Genomic DNA, 15,542 nt, shown 5'->3' with positions numbered 1-15,542 from the left:
CCACTTGGGTCGGGTGAGGGGCCTTTACTGGGGGCAGAGCGAGGGGAAGGCCCCCTCACCCGTCGGCTGCGCTGCCGACCTCTCCCCCAAGGGAGAGGTAAGACGTTTATTAATGCCGGAAATGCCGCATCCCGGTCATCACCATGGCGATGCCGGCAGCGTCGGCAGCAGCAATGACTTCATCGTCGCGCATCGACCCGCCCGGCTGGATCACCGCGGTGGCGCCAGCCGCGACCAGCGCTTCCAGGCCATCGGCAAACGGGAAGAACGCGTCCGACGCCGCGACCGAGCCGGCGGTCAGTGCGCCCTCGATGCCGGCGGCCTTGGCCGCGTCGATCGACTTGCGGTGGGCGGTGAGCGCGGAATCGACGCGGGACATCTGCCCGGCGCCAATGCCGACGGTAGCCCCGGCCTTCACATAGACGATGGCGTTGGACTTGACGTGCTTGGCCACCTTGGCGGCCAGCCGCAGATCGGCCATTTCAGCGGCGGTGGGCTGGCGCTTGGTGACGACCTTGAGCTCGCAATCATCGACATTGCGATTGTCGCGCGACTGGACCAAGAGGCCCCCGGCGACGGATTTGACCATCAGCCCATCGGCCTTGGGATCGGCGATGCCGCCGGTCAGCAGCAGGCGCAAATTCTTCTTGGCGGCGATGATGGCCTGGGCTTCGGGCGTGGCCGAGGGGGCCACGATCACTTCGGTGAACACCTTGACGATTTCGGTTGCGGTGGCCGCGTCGATCTCGCGATTGGTGGCGACAATGCCGCCAAAGGCCGAGACCGGGTCGGTGCGCAGGGCGTTCTGATAGGCCGTGAGCAGATTGTCGGCCACGGCCACGCCGCAGGGATTGGCGTGCTTGATGATGGCGATAGCCGCAACCTGGGAGGGGTCGAACTCGCTGACCAGCTCGAAGGCGGCGTCGGTGTCGTTGATATTGTTGTAGCTGAGCGTCTTGCCCTGCACCTGCGTGGCGGTAGCGACACCGGCACGGCTTTCGCCATTGGCGTAGAAACCGGCCCACTGATGCGGGTTTTCGCCATAGCGCATCACTTCGCGCAGGGAGCCGGCAAAGCTGCGATAGGGGATTTCGGGGTAGTCGATTTCCTTGGCGAACCAGGTGGCAATGGCGCTGTCATAGGCGGCGGTGCGCGCATAAGCCTTGGCGGCCAGCTGCTGGCGCAGCGCATAAGGCACGCCGCCGGTTTCGCTGATCGCGGCGAGGATGGCGGGGTAATCCGCCGGATCGACCACCACGGTCACATAAGCGTGGTTCTTGGCGGCGGAGCGGACCATGGCGGGGCCGCCAATATCGATATTCTCGATGATCTCGTCATAGGAGGCGCCGGAGGCGACGGTCTGCTCGAAGGGATAGAGATTGACCGCCACCAGCTCGATGCCGCCGATCTCGTGCTCTTCCATCGATGCGGCGTGGTCAGCCTTGTCGCGCACGGCGAGAATGCCGCCATGCACCTTGGGGTGCAGGGTCTTGACCCGGCCATCCATCATTTCGGGAAAGCCGGTCAGCTCGGCGATCTCGCGCACCTTCAAGCCGGCATCCTTGATCAGCTTATGCGTGCCGCCCGTGGAAACCAGCTCCACGCCGGCCGCGCTCAGCCCCTTGGCAAACTCGGCCATGCCGGACTTGTCGAATACCGAAAGCAGCGCCCGCCCGACCTTGACCGTCTTGCTCATGAGGATATTTCGTCCTGTATTGTGGATTTTCCGGCTCGCTAGCACGAAGCGGGGGGTGCAGCCAACCGGTGATTGCGGATGGCAGCGATGCGCTAGGCCTGTTCGCGGGTCAGAATCCAGGCGACTTCGGTCTCGGCGGCGACCTCGACTTCGAGCACTAGCTGCCGTGTTTTGTGGAAGCCGACATAGGCCGATTGGCGCACGCTTTCCTCTTCGCGGAAGCTGGCGCCTTCCCAGAGGAAGCTCCACACCGCGCCATTGGGCAGCACCAGCCGCACGATATCGTCGCCGCGATTGCGCCGCACCATGATGCCGGGCGCCAGATGGAAGCGGACGGCCAGCAGGCCGGGCGATGGCGTGCCATGGGCGATCATGCGGTCCTGGCCGACCAAAGTGGTACCCTCGGAGAGCAGCGTCAGCCGCCGTTCGAGATCGACGCCGAAGCGCTTGGCATAGCCATCGGTGGACAGGGTCAGCAAATGGTCGGCGGCATCGAGGGTAATCGACGGCGTGCCGTGAATGTCGGCGTCCTCGGCATCGATGGTCGGTGCAGAATGAGCCACGCCCTGGCGGAACAGCGCCTTGCTGTCGGGCAGGTCGGACGGCGCCGGGCCGCAGCTGCCCAGGATCAGCTCGCTGCCATGGGAGAATTCAAAGGCCAAAGCGCTGGCATGCAGATCGCCGGCCAGACCCGGCGCCGGCACCAGCCCGGAATCGGCGATCACCACGGCGTCGCCATCGCGCAAAATGCCATAGCCGCCGAGCAGCATGGAGCGCGGCTTGCGCCCCGGGCCATTGGCCTGAATGGCGATCAGCACGTCATGCGGCAGTTGCCCGCAGCCGTTGAAATAGGCCGGCTCGCCGCTGGACAGAGTCAGCGTATCGAGACTTTCATGCATGCGGTCGATCTGCGCGCCCAGCTCATGGCCGGCTTCGGATTTGGCTGCTGCCGCCACCCGGCGAATGCTGACCAGCTCGACCAGCAGGTGCAATTGCAGGCGCGGATTGCGCGACAAATGCAGGCCATCGGCGTCGAGCTGATTGGCGAGGACGGCATTGAGCCGCTCCACCCGCCTCGGGACGTCGGTCTTGTCGTCCTGTTCGCAATATTCGGCGCCGAGCAGGGCAATGGCGGCAAACAGCGCGTCGGTGGGGTCGCTGGCCAGTGGCGCCCGCAGTTTGAGGCTCTGGATCTGTGCGCCCAGCACGCGCTGGATGGTCCGCGCCTGATCCGGCGTGGCGCCATCGAGCAGCAGCGGCAGATGACGCAGCCAGTTGAGCACGCGCTGCGCCGTCAGAGCCAGGGCCCAGCTATCGTGCTGGAACTGGCCTTCGCGGGTGATCCAGTCGAGCACCAGCGTGCGGGCAAAGCGGCGTTCGCCATTGTCGCGCACATCGCGGAAATGGCGCAGCCAGGAAAAGCCGTGCAGATTGAGCCACCAGTCGGGATGGTCGACATCGAGGCTGAAAGGGGAGGCGCCGCCGGTTTCGATGAGCTTGCTGGCCAGCAGATAGCGGCCCGACATCATGTCGCGCACGGCTTCGCGGTCGGGCGGGCGGAATTCGGGCAGGTCGCCGGCAAAGGCGTCATCGGCGAGGCCCCGCCAGGTCCAGCGCAGGATGGGCAGGGTCACCACCAAATCGGCGAGGCCGAGCGCATGGCGGCGCATCGCGTGCGAAAGGCCGGACGCCATCAGCGCGCCCGCCTGTGCCACGCGGCCTGAGCCGGTGTTGCCATCTGTGTGCCCGTCAACGGCCCATTTCCCTGTTCGGCGCCGTCCCCCCAGGTGGCACCCGTCTCAATATAGGCTCAGCGGCGGCGGAAACGCGCCACGAAAAACCCGTCCATACCGCCGGATTTGCCGCCCGGCGCCATGCCCGGATGGGTGCGCACCAAACCGCGTTCGGTCACCGCGCCCTCCAGCCCCGGCAGTTCGGCGGCAGTCACCGGCCACAGTTCCAGCTCGGGCAGGGTCTCCAGCGCCCAATCGACCTGGCCTTCGCCCTCGGCCGGCTCAAGCGAACAGACGCAATAGACGAGCACGCCGCCGGCTTCAAGGCAGCGAAAAGCATTGGAAAACAACGCTCGCTGCAGCCGCACCCGGCCGGCAACGTCGCCCACCGAGCGATGCCAGATCACTTCGGGATGGCGACGGAAGGTGCCGGTGGCCGAGCAGGGCGCGTCGAGCAAGACGCCATCGTAACGCTGTTCCGGGACGTATTTGCCGGCATCGGCGACCACGGTTTCGGCGCTGTAGTCGAGGCGCGCGAGGTTCTGCTTGAGCCGCTCCATGCGGGTGGCGTCGCTATCGAGCGCCGTCACCTGATAGCCGGCCTTGATCAATTGGGCGGTCTTGCCACCCGGGGCGGCGCAGAGGTCGAGCACGCGGCCGCCTGGCTTGGCGCCCAGCAGGCGCGCCGGAATGGCCGAAGCCGTATCCTGCACCCACCACAGACCCTCGGCAAAGCCGGGCAGGGCCTCCACGGTCCGGTCGCGCTGTTCGATGCGCACGGTATCGGCTATGACGGGTTCGGCGCCAAGCTGCTCAATCAGTGCCGAATCATCACTCTTGAGCGTGAGATCGAGTGCGGCACCGGCCAGCAGCGCCGAGGAGAAGCCATCAATGGCTTGCTCGCCATAGGCATCGAGCCAGGTGTCGCCAAAAGTGTCGGGAATCAGCAGATCATCGCTCAGCATGCCGAATTTGGCCGAATTGGCCTGGGCGCTGCGCAAGACGGCGTTCATCAGCCCGCTGAGATGGCGGGCCTTGGGATCACGCTTGGTGGCTTCCACGGCCAGGAACAGCGCGCTATGCGCCCCCAGATCGGGCAGGAACACCAGCTGCGCCAAGCTCAGCCGCAACACCGCTTCAAAGCTGCCGGATTTGCCCGGCATGCCCTTGTCGAGCAGCGTGTGAATCATGAAATTGAGTTGGCCCTGCCGGCGCAGAGCCGTGGTGATCAACCGGTTGGCGAGGCCACGGTCGCGCCCATCGGCCAGCTCGCTGGCATTGAGCGGCACGAAATTGTCGCCGCCCAGCACGGCCTTGAGCCGCTGGGCCGCAACGAGGCGGAGCTTGAGCCCCGCCGGATCAGGTTTGTTATGCGCCACGCTTGTTTTTATCCCCAGGGACCGCGTTGTCCGCCATCCTCGTCGGTCCGTCCGACGGTCGGCACGCGCCAGCCGCCACCGATATCACGACCGGTCGAAACCGGCTGCGGGCGAGGCTGAGGCCTGCGGCCCTTATCGTCCACCTGCATGCTCGCTGCAAGCGTGCGCAGCGCCTCGATGCGGTTTGTCGTATCAGGATGGGTGGAAAACAGATTGTCCATCCGCTGCCCCGACAGGGGATTGATGATGTACATATGCGCCATGGCCGGGTTGCGCTCGGCCGCGACATTGACCTTCTGGCCAGCAAAGGCGGCAATCTTTTGCAGCGCCGAGGCCAGCGCCAGCGGGTCGCCGGAAATCGCGGCGCCGTCCTTGTCAGCCTCATATTCGCGGGTGCGGCTGACCGCCATCTGCACCACCATGGCGGCGACCGGGGCGAGAAACACCATCAGCAGCGCGCCAAAGCCGCCGAGCGGATTGTCGCGATTATTGCCGCCGCCAAAGAACAGGCCGAACTGCGCCAGCGCCGAAATCGCCCCGGCAAAGGTGGCGGTAATGGTCATGGTCAGCGTATCGCGGCTGCGGATATGGGCCAGCTCATGGGCCACCACGGCGGCGACTTCGTGGGTTTCCAGCTGCTGCAACAGTCCGGTGGACACCGCCACAGCGGCGTTTTGTGGATTGCGGCCGGTGGCGAAGGCATTGGGCTGGTCGGTCTGGATCACATAGACCGCCGGGGTCGGGATGCCGGCCTTGCGCGAGAGAATATCGACCATGTCATACAGCTCGGGCACGCGGGAGCGCTCGACCGGCACGGCATTCTGCATGCGCAGCACCATCTTGTCGGAGTTCCAGTAGCTGAACAGATTGGTCCCCAGGGCAAAGATGAAGGCGATCATCATGCCACCGGTGCCACCGATGAAATAGCCGACCACCATGAACAGCGCGGTCAGCGCGGCGAGGAGGACGGTGGTGCGAAAAGCATTGAACATCAGGAGCCCTTGGGTTCGCGGTCTTGACCGATTATGTTGTGCAGACCGGGCCGTCCTGCAAGCGGCATGCGCAAATCGTATTTTTGAGCTGGACCATGAGCGACCAAGAAATTCCCGACGACACCCCCCGTCCGCCCTTGAGCGAGGCGGCCAAGCGCGCGCTGGCCGAAGCTGCGGCCCGTCGTCGCGAGATCGACGCCAAGCGGGCTTTTGCCCCCAAGGAGCAAGGCGGGCGCGGCGGGCTCGAGCCCGGCCGCTATGGCGACTGGGAAATCAAAGGCCTGACCAGCGATTTTTGAGCCGGCTAATGCGGCCCCCAAAAACGCGGTGTCATCCCGGCCTTGAGCCGGGACCCATCCTGAGATGGGGGAGCTGGCGTGATCAGGGGATGGGCCCCGGCTCAAGGCCGGGGTGACATCGTGGGTGGGGCGCGTTCGCCAGCCACGCCAGCGTCAGGTATCTCTACACCTAGCCGCCAATCAGGTCGGCGAGGCTAAAACCTGCCGCCGATGCGGCGATGGTCATCGCCACGGTGACGATGGCGGCGATGAGCCCGTGCTCGACCCAGGTGATGCCGGCTTCATCGCGAACAAAACGCAGTACAAGTTTGATCATTTCAATGCTTTCGGCACTTTTTCAATGCCCGGACCATGCAAAACCCGGGCTGAACGCAATCTGAACGACGGCTGCTAAGCTAGCCGCGTGCCCTTTCTATGGCGGGCAGCAATTCGGTTTCGATCGCTTTTGGCGTCAGTGGGCCGACATGCTTGAAAATAATCACCCCGGCGGCATCGACCACAAAGGTTTCCGGCACGCCATAGACGCCCCAGTCGATGGAGACGCGGCGGTCGCGGTCGGCGCCGACGGCGTCATAGGGATTGCCCAGTTCGGCGAGGAACGCCCGCACATTCTCCGGCGCATCGGACTGGTTGATGCCGAACAGGCGGACGCCGGTGATGTCCTTGAGCGCGGTGAGCAGCGGATGCTCGTCACGGCAGGGAATGCACCAGCTGGCAAACACATTGACCACGGTGACCTCGCCCTTGAGCGCTTCGGTGTCAAAGCCGGGCACGCCCAATTCGGGCACGGCCGCCATGGCAAAGCTGGGGGCGGGCTTGTCGATCAGCACGCTGCGGATCAGGCCGGGGTCGCGGTTCATCGAACTGGCAAACACCGCCACCAGCGCAATCAGCGCGATCAGCGGCAAGCCGAACAACACATAGCGCATCATTTGGCGGGCCGCCGGCGCGGATTGCTGGCCTCCAGCCGGGTGAGCTTCTTGTCGGTACTGCTGGCGTCGTAGAGCGTCCAGGCAATCAGTCCAGCCACGGCGATGGCGACGCCGAGATAAGCCCAGATGATGAAAGCGGCGTGGGGTCCCAGATCGATCATGCGCCAGCTCCCTGTGCGGCCTGCCGCGCCAGATTGGTGACCCGGCGGCGCTTGATTTCAGTGTGCATGGCTTTGAGCTGCAGCGTGATGAACAGGAATGTAAACGCAAAAAACATCACGAAAAGCGGCGTCAGGATCGAGCCCGGCATGGTCGGCCCATCGGCCCGGAACACGCTGGCCGGCTGGTGCAAAGTGCTCCACCAATCCACCGAGAATTTGATGATCGGAATATTGACCGCACCCACCAGGGTGAACACGGCAATGACGCGGGCGGCGCGCAGCTGATCGTCAAAGGCGCGCCACAGCGCGACAATGCCGAGATAGATGAACAGCAGCACCAGAGTGGAGGTCATGCGCCCGTCCCACTCCCAGAAGGTGCCCCAGGTCGGGCGGCCCCACAGCGCGCCGGTAAACAGCGCCAAGGTGGTGAACATGGCGCCCAGCGGGGCGGCGGTCTTCATCGAGACGTCGGCCATCGGGTGACGCCAGACCAGCGTGCCGATCGCCGAAATGGTCATCACCACATAGACGAACTGGCTGAGCCAGGCATTGGGCACGTGGACATACATGATGCGCACGGTGTCGCCCATCTGGTAGTCCTCGGGCGAATTGAAGAAGGCGAACCACAGCCCGACGCCGAACAGCAGCGCGGTGACAATGGTCAGCGGCCACAGCAGCGGCTTGGTCCAGATGACGAACTGCCCCGGATGGGCAATCCGCTGCCACCAGCTGAGCTTGGGTGCGGTGTCTGTTGTCATCTGAATGTCCGGCTCCTTCGTCCCCTCCCCCTTGAGGGGAGGGACAGGGTGGGGGTCCTTCGGTCTGTGCACTGAACCATCGACCCCTACCCTCGGTCCCTACCCTCAAGGGGGAGGGAGGCGATGAGGGGGGTGCAGTGACAAACACCAGGCTGTCTAATCTTCGCTTGAGCTTATCGCAAGCGCGGCGGCGAAGGGAGCCAGTGCCACGGCCATGAGGCTCAATGCCGCAAGAAACAGCAGCGCGGCACTGGATTGGGCATGGGTGATACTGCCGACGCCGAAGATCAGCACCGGGATCGACAGCGGCGCAATCAGGATCGGCGCGATCAGCCCGCCGCGCCCGATCCCAACGGTCACCGCCGCGCCCACGGCCCCGAAGGCGGCCAGCGCCGGCGTTCCGGCCAGCAGCGAAATCAGGGTTTTCCAGAAGGCGTCCAGCTCCATCGCCAGCAACACCGCCAGCACCGGGCTGGCGACGATCAGCGGCAGGGCCGAGACCAGCCAATGGGCGATCAATTTTGCGGCAACCACGGCGCTGAGCGGCAGTTCGCTCTGCCGCAACAGCACCAGACTGCCGTCTTCATGATCGGGGCGGAACAGCCGGTCGACGCCGAGCAGCATGGCGAGAAACGCGGCGATCCACACCACGCCCGGCGCGATGGCGGCGAGCAGCACTTTGTCGGGGCCGACGGCAAAGGGCACGATGGCGCCGACAATGATGAAGAACAGCACCAGCGTCAGCATGTCGCCGCCGCCGCGCAGCGCCAGCCGCAATTCGCGGCTGAGCATGGCGCCAAAAGCCCTCATGCCTGCGCCCCCAGCGTCAGAGTGTCCAATCGGCTCGGGTCGGGCAGGGTGATCGGATCATGCGTCGCCGCCAGCACTAACCCGCCACGATCGAGATGACTGTCGATCAGCCCAGTCACCAGCGCGTGGCCTTCCACATCCAGCGCCGCCGTCGGTTCGTCGAGCAGCCACAGGGGCCGCCGGCTCACCAGCAGGCGGGCCAGCGCCAGCCGCCGCGACTGCCCGGCCGAGAGGTAACCGGCATCCAGTTCGGCCAACGGACCCAGCCCCACTTGCTCAAGCGCCGCCAGGGCGGCAATGCCATTGGCGCCGTTGAGCTGGCCCCAGAAATCAAGGTTTTCTCGCACCGTCAGCCGGGGTTTGACCGCATTGCGGTGGCCGCAATAATGCAGTTGCGGCCCGGCCTCGGGGTCCACCCCTTCGAGGGCAAACCCACCGGCCATTGGCGTCACGATACCGGCCAGGGTCAGCAGCAGCGTCGACTTGCCGGTGCCATTAGGGCCGCGCAGCAGCAGGCATTGCCCGGGCGCGACGGTGAAGTCGAGGCCGGTGGCCAATGCGACGCCGCCGCGACCGCAGCTCAGGCTTTGGGCGTGCAGGCGCAACGGGGGATAGACTTGCCAATCGGTCATGGCCCCATCTCGTATTGAACCCAAGGTCGGGCTGGCAAGCCCAATCGTCTTTCTCTATAAGCCCTTATAGATTGGACTCATTCCAGGGAAGGCGGCGCTTTTGCGCGGTTTTCGGGCATTTTGTCCGGGCCGGCGCGCCTGCTGCACCAGATAATAAAGGGCGGAAACCATGACCTCGGTAAACAGCTTCAAGTCGAAATCGACCCTGGTGGTCGGCGACAAGACCTACACCTATTACTCCATCGAAGAAGCCGAAAAGAACGGCCTCCAGGGCGTCTCCAAGCTCCCGCACTCGATGAAGGTGGTGCTGGAAAACCTGCTGCGCTTCGAGGACAACCGTACCGTCACCAAGGCCGATATCGAGGCTGTGGCCACCTGGCTCGTCACCCGCACCTCCGAGCATGAAATCTCCTACCGTCCGGCCCGCGTGCTGATGCAGGACTTCACCGGCGTCCCCGCCGTGGTCGATCTGGCCGCCATGCGCGACGCCACTGCCAAGCTCGGCGCCGATCCGCAGAAGATCAATCCGCTGGTGCCGGTCGATCTGGTCATCGATCACTCGGTGATGGTCGACAGCTTCGGTAGCCCGCTCTCCTTCGGCCAGAACGTCGAGCTGGAATATGAGCGCAATGGCGAACGCTATGAGTTCCTGCGCTGGGGCCAGTCGGCCTTTGACAATTTCCGCGTCGTGCCCCCCGGCACCGGCATCTGCCACCAGGTGAACCTCGAATATCTGGCGCAGACCGTGTGGACCAAGGACGAGAACGGCGAAACCGTCGCCTATCCCGACACGCTGGTCGGCACCGATTCGCACACCACCATGGTCAATGGCCTGGCCGTGCTCGGCTGGGGCGTCGGCGGCATCGAGGCCGAGGCCGCCATGCTCGGCCAGCCGATCACCATGCTGATCCCCGAAGTCGTCGGCTTCAAGATGACCGGCAAGATCAATGAAGGCATCACCGCCACCGATCTGGTGCTGACCGTCACCGAAATGCTGCGCAAGAAGGGCGTGGTCGGCAAGTTCGTCGAATTCTACGGCCCGGGCCTTGATTATCTCAGCCTCGAAGATCAGGCGACCATCGCCAATATGGCTCCCGAATACGGCGCCACCTGCGGCTATTTCCCGGTCGACGCCGATACGCTGAAATACCTGACCACCTCGGGCCGCGCCGATGCGCGCGTGGCGCTTGTCGAAGCCTATTCCAAGGCGCAGGGCATGTTCCGCGACGCCAGCTCACCCGATCCGGTGTTCACCTCGACGCTCGAACTCGACCTCACCACCGTGGTGCCATCCATCTCCGGCCCCAAGCGCCCGCAGGACCGTATCGCCCTCGACAACGCCAAGCAGGCTTTCGCCGCGGCTTTGCCCAAGGAATTTGGCAAGACCGACGATCCGCGCATTGCCGTTGACGGCGCCGATTACACCATCGGCCATGGCGACGTGGTGATCGCTGCCATCACCTCCTGCACCAACACCTCCAACCCGTCCGTGCTGGTTGCTGCCGGTCTCGTCGCCCGCAAGGCCCGTGCGCTCGGCCTCGACTCCAAGCCCTGGGTCAAGACCTCGCTGGCCCCCGGTTCGCAGGTCGTCACCGACTATCTCGATAGCGCTGGCCTGTCCGAAGATCTCGACGCCATCGGCTTCAACCTCGTTGGTTATGGCTGCACCACCTGCATCGGCAATTCCGGCCCGCTGCCGGCGGAAATCTCCAAGGCCGTGCAGGAAGGCGATCTGGTCGCCGCTTCGGTGCTGTCGGGCAACCGCAATTTCGAAGGCCGCGTGAACCCGGATGTAAAGGCAAACTTCCTTGCCTCGCCGCCGCTGGTTGTGGCTTACGCCATCGCCGGCTCGATGAAGATCGACATAACCAAGGACCCGATCGGCATCTCCAAGGATGGCAATCCGGTCTATCTGCGCGATGTCTGGCCGACCAACCACGAAGTCGCCGAAATCGTGCGTCAGCACGTCACCAAGGAAATGTTCCAGGGCCGCTACTCGGACGTCTTCAAGGGCGACGAGAATTGGCAGAACATCGTCATCGAAGGTGGCGAGACCTATGGCTGGAATTCGTCCTCGACCTATGTGCAGAACCCGCCCTATTTCGAAGGCATGACGATGGAGCCCAAGCCCATCACCAATGTCGAAAAGGCCAAGGTGCTGGCGCTGTTCCTCGACTCCATCACCACCGACCACATCTCCCCGGCTGGCTCGTTCAAATCCTCGACCCCGGCCGGCAAATACCTCGAAGAGCATCAGGTCGCGCCGCGCGATTTCAACTCATATGGCGCCCGTCGCGGCAATCATGAAGTGATGATGCGCGGCACCTTCGCCAATATCCGCATCAAGAACCAGATGCTGGATGGCGTCGAGGGTGGCTACACCCGCGGCCCCGATGGCTCGCAGATGGCCATCTATGATGCAGCCATGGCCTATCAGGCCGCCGGCACGCCGCTGGTGATCTTTGCCGGCAAGGAATATGGCACCGGCTCGTCGCGTGACTGGGCCGCCAAGGGCACCAATCTGCTCGGCGTCCGCGCCGTGATTGCCCAGTCCTTCGAGCGCATCCACCGCTCCAACCTGGTCGGCATGGGCGTCATCCCGCTGCAGTTCAAGGATGGCGAGAGCTGGCAGACGCTCGGCCTCGATGGCACTGAAACCATCGATATCGACGGCGTCACCGCGATCGCGCCGCGCGCCCAGGTCAATGTTCGCATCACCCGCGCCGATGGCACGGTGCTTAATGTCGAAACCCTCTGCCGCATCGATACCGCCAACGAGCTCGACTATTACAAGCATGGCGGCATCCTGCACTACGTGCTGCGCAGCCTCGTCGCCGCTTAAGGCTTCGGCTTATTCACTTTGCAAATGGCGGCCTCCGGGCCGCCATTTTTGTTTGGCGTGATCGCCAAAGCCGCCCCATCCCCAATGTCACCCCGAACGCGATCGGCACCTCTCCCTCGAGGGGGAGGTTGGGAGGGGGTGAGAGCCTCGATGTCCGGAGCAGCAACCCCAGTTCACTCTGACGGCAGAAACTCCGCCTCTCACCCTCTTTTGACTAGCGAGCTTCGCCGCCCCCGGCTTACAACACTGCTCATGACGATCAGACCCCTTTTCGGCACCCTCCTCGGCCTTGTCGCTTTCGCTGCCCTGGCCCATCCGGCCGGCGCCGACTCCACGCGGGCGCGACCCAAGGCGGTGGTGGAATTATTCACCAGCCAGGGCTGCGCCTCCTGCCCACCCGCCGACGCGCTGCTCACCATGCTGGCGGCCAGGGATGACGTGGTGGCGCTCGCCTATCACGTTGATTATTGGGACTATGTCGGCTGGGAGGACACCTTCGGCACCGCTGCCTATTCCGACCGCCAGCGGGCCTATGCCAAGAGCTGGGGCTCGTCGCGGATCTACACCCCGCAAATGGTGGTCAATGGCGCCAAGGCGGTGGTCGGCTCGCGCCGCAGCGAGGTGCATGGTGCGCTGGACGGGGCCAGCCTGCCGCTGGCCGTCGATATCGTCCGCGAGGGCGATATGCTCAAGATTTCCATTCCGCCCAATACCAGCCTCGACGACGCGGTGGTCTGGATGGTGACCTATCTCGACCGCGCCGACGTCAAGATCGACACCGGCGACAATGCCGGCAAGGCGATGGTCTATACCCAGGTGGTGACCGGACGGCAGGTTCTGGGCATGTGGGAAGGGGCCAGTGGCGCCCATCTCAAGCTACCTTTGCCCGAAGTGTTCAACGAGGTCAGCACCGGCATCGCCGTCATCGTGCAGCAGGAACGCCAGGGCCTGCCCGGCCCGATTCTGGGCGCCGCCAGCTTCGAGCGCTGACGCGACCAAAAAAATCCCGCTCCTGGGCACAGGAGCGGGGAGATTGGTCAACTAATTGGGAGGCTGGCACCCGGGCTTCTGGGTTTGGGGGCTCGGTCGGCCCAGATGCCAGCCACTGGAGGCAATGACCCATTGATGACGCTGCATTCGGGCATCCGCAGGGACAGAATGTGACCGAATTGGGGTATTTTGAGCCTATTGCCAACTCGGGCAATTGCCGTAATCATGACGGGGTGATGACAGGGAGCTAGGGCTGGCTTGCAAAGTCCGGCAAACGACAGCAAGGCAAAGCTGGCATTGGTGCATGTGGGAGACCCACAGCCCGCGCGCGGCATTCAGCCCATCGTCGCGTTCGATCGACGCGAATTGATGCAGATTCTGTCGGTCTATGGCAGCCATGTGATCCGCGGCGAGTGGCGCGATTACGCCATGGATTTCCTCAAGGACCGGGCGCTGTTTTCCATCTATGCCCGCGTCTCCGAGCGCCCGCTCTATGTGGTCGAGAAAAACCCCAAGCTGCGCAATCGCCAGGGCCAATATCTGGTCAGCAACCAGCAAGGCCTGATCCTGCGCCGCGGCCACGACCTGGCTCAAGTCCTCCGCGTGCTTGACCCTCATCTCGTCGTGGTGGGGTGAGGCTTCGCCTCGGGCTTTTCAACGCACTCGATGTCATCCCGGCCTTGAGCCGGGACCCATCCTGAGATGGTTCAGCCGGCGTAATCTGGAGATGGGCGAGATCGGGGATGGGAGGTCGCTCCCATTGGGCAGAGGAAACCGGCAGCTGCGTCTGCAACATTGGCGTACCTGAACCAACCTGCGAAAATCCCGGCATGATGGCGAGGCGGCTGTCTCACTAACTAACTATCCATCGAGGCAGCGCCTCGCCATCATCGCTCGAAACCCGCACACAGGCGGCGCTTTGGCACGCCGCTACAGCCCCAGCTGCAAATGCTCGATATCCAGCCAGCGGTCGAATTTGAACCCCACCGCCTCATAGCGCCCCACAGGCCGAAAGCCGAATTTCTCATGCAGGCGAATGGAATTCTGCGTGCCCGCCGTGATCACCGCAATCATCTGGCGAAACCCGAATGTTCGCGACTGGGCGATCAATTCGCTCAGCAGCGCACTGCCGAGCCCCCGGCCGGTAGCGTCGGGATGCAGGTAGATCGAATCCTCGCAGGTGAAGCGATAGGCCGGGCGCGGGCGATAGGTCGAGGCATAGGCATAGCCCAGCAGCCGGCCTGCGTTCTCGGCCACGATCAGCGGATGGCCGAGGGCAACGAGATGGCCGAATTTTTCCGCCATCGCCGATTCGCTGGGCGGTTCGGTGTCGAAGGTGACCGTGGAGCTGTCCACATAATGGCGGTAGAGCGCGGTGATGGCGGGCAAATCGGCCCAGGCAAACGGGCGGAGCAGATGGTCGGACACTTGGGTGTTCCAGACAAAGAAAAGGACCGCAGCTGTTGTAAGCTGCGGTCCAATTTGTCGTCCAATAAAATCGCCGCTTGGGCGCCGATGTTACTCGCGATTGCCGAACAGGCGGAGCAGCATCATGAACAGGTTGATGAAGTCGAGATAGAGGCTCAGCGCGCCCATGATGGCGCCCTTGGCCATCACGTCGGCGCCGTGGGCCTCGTTGTAGCCTTCCTTGATCTTCTGCGTGTCATAGGCGGTGAGGCCCACAAAGATCAGCACGCCGACCGCCGAGATGGCGAATTCGAGCATGGAAGACTGCATGAAGATGTTGACCAGCGACGCGATGATCAGGCCGATCAGGCCCATCATCAGGAAGCTGCCCATCTGGGTCAGGTCACGCTTGGTGGTGTAGCCATAAAGGCTCATCGCGCCGAAGGTAGCGGCGGTGATGAAGAACACCTTGGCGATGGACGCGTCGGTATAGACCAGGAAGATCGAGCTGAGCGAGACGCCCATGATCGCGGCAAAGCCCCAGAACACGGCCTGTGCGGCCGGCACGGAGAGCTTGTTGATGCCGAAGCTGAGCACCAGCACGAAGGCCAGCGGCGCCAGCATCACAACCCACTGCAGCGGGCTGGCATAGAGCAGGGCGCCCCACTGGGTGACATATTGGCCATTGGCCAGCTGGCCGACGGCGGCGTCTGCATTGGTGGTGATAGCGGCGGTGGCGGCAAACCATGCGGCCAGGCCGGTCACGATCAGGCCAACGCCCATGTAATTGTAAACGCGCAGCATATAGCTGCGCAGCCCTTCGTCGATGGCGAGGGCCGAGCCGGCCCGCGCACCGAGGGTCTGACGGTCATATTCAGCCATAGATCGGCTCCTTGATCCCGAGTGATGCG

Annotated in this window: 16 protein-coding genes; 4 read left to right on the top strand and 12 right to left on the bottom strand. The window is 64.0% G+C overall.

Features of this window, described 5'->3' with window-relative positions; all coding sequences use genetic code 11:
- Window positions 1-109: 109 nt before the first annotated feature.
- The 4 genes from purH to htpX all read right to left on the bottom strand — a co-directional run bounded on the left by purH (window position 110) and on the right by htpX (window position 5,800).
- A complete protein-coding gene (purH, locus tag ACX3OW_RS02040) occupies window positions 110-1,696 on the bottom strand; it encodes a bifunctional phosphoribosylaminoimidazolecarboxamide formyltransferase/IMP cyclohydrolase (protein ID WP_459094071.1) in 1,587 nt (528 codons plus the stop codon).
- 92 nt (window positions 1,697-1,788) lie between these two features.
- Window positions 1,789-3,390 carry a heparinase II/III family protein gene (locus tag ACX3OW_RS02035; RefSeq protein WP_459094070.1) on the bottom strand — a complete coding sequence of 534 codons (1,602 nt, stop codon included), beginning with the start codon at window positions 3,388-3,390 and terminating at the stop codon, window positions 1,789-1,791.
- Between the two features lie 116 nt (window positions 3,391-3,506).
- Window positions 3,507-4,808, bottom strand: a complete 1,302-nt coding sequence (locus tag ACX3OW_RS02030; RefSeq protein WP_459094069.1) for an RsmB/NOP family class I SAM-dependent RNA methyltransferase — start codon at window positions 4,806-4,808, stop codon at window positions 3,507-3,509.
- An 8-nt stretch (window positions 4,809-4,816) separates the two neighbouring features.
- Window positions 4,817-5,800 (bottom strand): zinc metalloprotease HtpX, encoded by a 984-nt coding sequence (gene htpX, locus ACX3OW_RS02025; RefSeq protein WP_459094068.1) that lies wholly within the window; start codon window positions 5,798-5,800, stop codon window positions 4,817-4,819.
- 95 nt (window positions 5,801-5,895) lie between these two features.
- Here htpX and ACX3OW_RS02020 point away from each other — a divergent pair, with 95 nt between their 5' ends.
- Complete coding sequence (locus ACX3OW_RS02020) at window positions 5,896-6,099, top strand: DUF1674 domain-containing protein (RefSeq protein WP_459094067.1); 204 nt, start codon at window positions 5,896-5,898, stop codon at window positions 6,097-6,099.
- A gap of 169 nt (window positions 6,100-6,268) precedes the next feature.
- Here ACX3OW_RS02020 and ACX3OW_RS02015 read toward each other — a convergent pair whose 3' ends face one another.
- The 6 genes from ACX3OW_RS02015 to ccmA form a co-directional block, all read right to left on the bottom strand.
- Window positions 6,269-6,415, bottom strand: a complete 147-nt coding sequence (locus ACX3OW_RS02015) for a Flp family type IVb pilin (RefSeq protein WP_459094066.1) — start codon at window positions 6,413-6,415, stop codon at window positions 6,269-6,271.
- Window positions 6,416-6,494: 79 nt separating this feature from the next.
- Entirely contained in the window at window positions 6,495-7,031 is a 537-nt protein-coding gene (locus ACX3OW_RS02010) for a DsbE family thiol:disulfide interchange protein (RefSeq protein WP_459094065.1), read from the bottom strand.
- Complete coding sequence (ccmD, locus tag ACX3OW_RS02005; RefSeq protein WP_459094064.1) at window positions 7,028-7,192, bottom strand: heme exporter protein CcmD; 165 nt, start codon at window positions 7,190-7,192, stop codon at window positions 7,028-7,030. Before ccmD ends, ACX3OW_RS02010 begins: the two co-directional genes overlap by 4 nt.
- Window positions 7,189-7,950, bottom strand: coding sequence for a heme ABC transporter permease (locus ACX3OW_RS02000; protein WP_459094063.1), 762 nt, complete (start codon window positions 7,948-7,950; stop codon window positions 7,189-7,191). The genes ccmD and ACX3OW_RS02000 overlap by 4 nt, the downstream gene beginning before the upstream one ends.
- A 156-nt stretch (window positions 7,951-8,106) precedes the next feature.
- On the bottom strand, window positions 8,107-8,760 hold the full coding sequence (gene ccmB / locus ACX3OW_RS01995) for a heme exporter protein CcmB (RefSeq protein ID WP_459094062.1): 654 nt from the start codon (window positions 8,758-8,760) through the stop codon (window positions 8,107-8,109).
- Window positions 8,757-9,365 carry a heme ABC exporter ATP-binding protein CcmA gene (gene ccmA / locus ACX3OW_RS01990; protein WP_459094784.1) on the bottom strand — a complete coding sequence of 203 codons (609 nt, stop codon included), beginning with the start codon at window positions 9,363-9,365 and terminating at the stop codon, window positions 8,757-8,759. Before ccmA ends, ccmB begins: the two co-directional genes overlap by 4 nt.
- 196 nt (window positions 9,366-9,561) lie before the next feature.
- Here ccmA and acnA point away from each other — a divergent pair, with 196 nt between their 5' ends.
- The 3 genes from acnA (at window position 9,562) to ACX3OW_RS01975 (ending at window position 13,860) form a co-directional block, all read left to right on the top strand.
- Complete coding sequence (gene acnA, locus ACX3OW_RS01985; protein ID WP_459094061.1) at window positions 9,562-12,234, top strand: aconitate hydratase AcnA; 2,673 nt, start codon at window positions 9,562-9,564, stop codon at window positions 12,232-12,234.
- Window positions 12,235-12,486: 252 nt separating this feature from the next.
- Entirely contained in the window at window positions 12,487-13,224 is a 738-nt protein-coding gene (locus tag ACX3OW_RS01980; RefSeq protein WP_459094060.1) for a DUF1223 domain-containing protein, read from the top strand.
- 258 nt (window positions 13,225-13,482) lie between these two features.
- Window positions 13,483-13,860, top strand: coding sequence for a DUF2794 domain-containing protein (locus tag ACX3OW_RS01975; RefSeq protein WP_459094059.1), 378 nt, complete (start codon window positions 13,483-13,485; stop codon window positions 13,858-13,860).
- Between the two features lie 294 nt (window positions 13,861-14,154).
- On the opposite strand, the gene ACX3OW_RS01970 is transcribed toward ACX3OW_RS01975, so the two are convergent.
- The gene (locus ACX3OW_RS01970) at window positions 14,155-14,652 is read right to left on the bottom strand and encodes a GNAT family N-acetyltransferase (protein ID WP_459094058.1); all 498 of its coding nucleotides are present in this window, start codon (window positions 14,650-14,652) and stop codon (window positions 14,155-14,157) included.
- A 90-nt stretch (window positions 14,653-14,742) separates the two neighbouring features.
- Window positions 14,743-15,513, bottom strand: coding sequence for a Bax inhibitor-1/YccA family protein (locus ACX3OW_RS01965; RefSeq protein WP_459094057.1), 771 nt, complete (start codon window positions 15,511-15,513; stop codon window positions 14,743-14,745).
- Window positions 15,514-15,542 lie beyond the last annotated feature (29 nt).

It is taken from the genome of Devosia sp. A449 (assembly GCF_054489375.1).
Note: the sequence above shows the minus strand (reverse complement) of the source record. Positions and strands in the feature narration are given on the sequence as shown.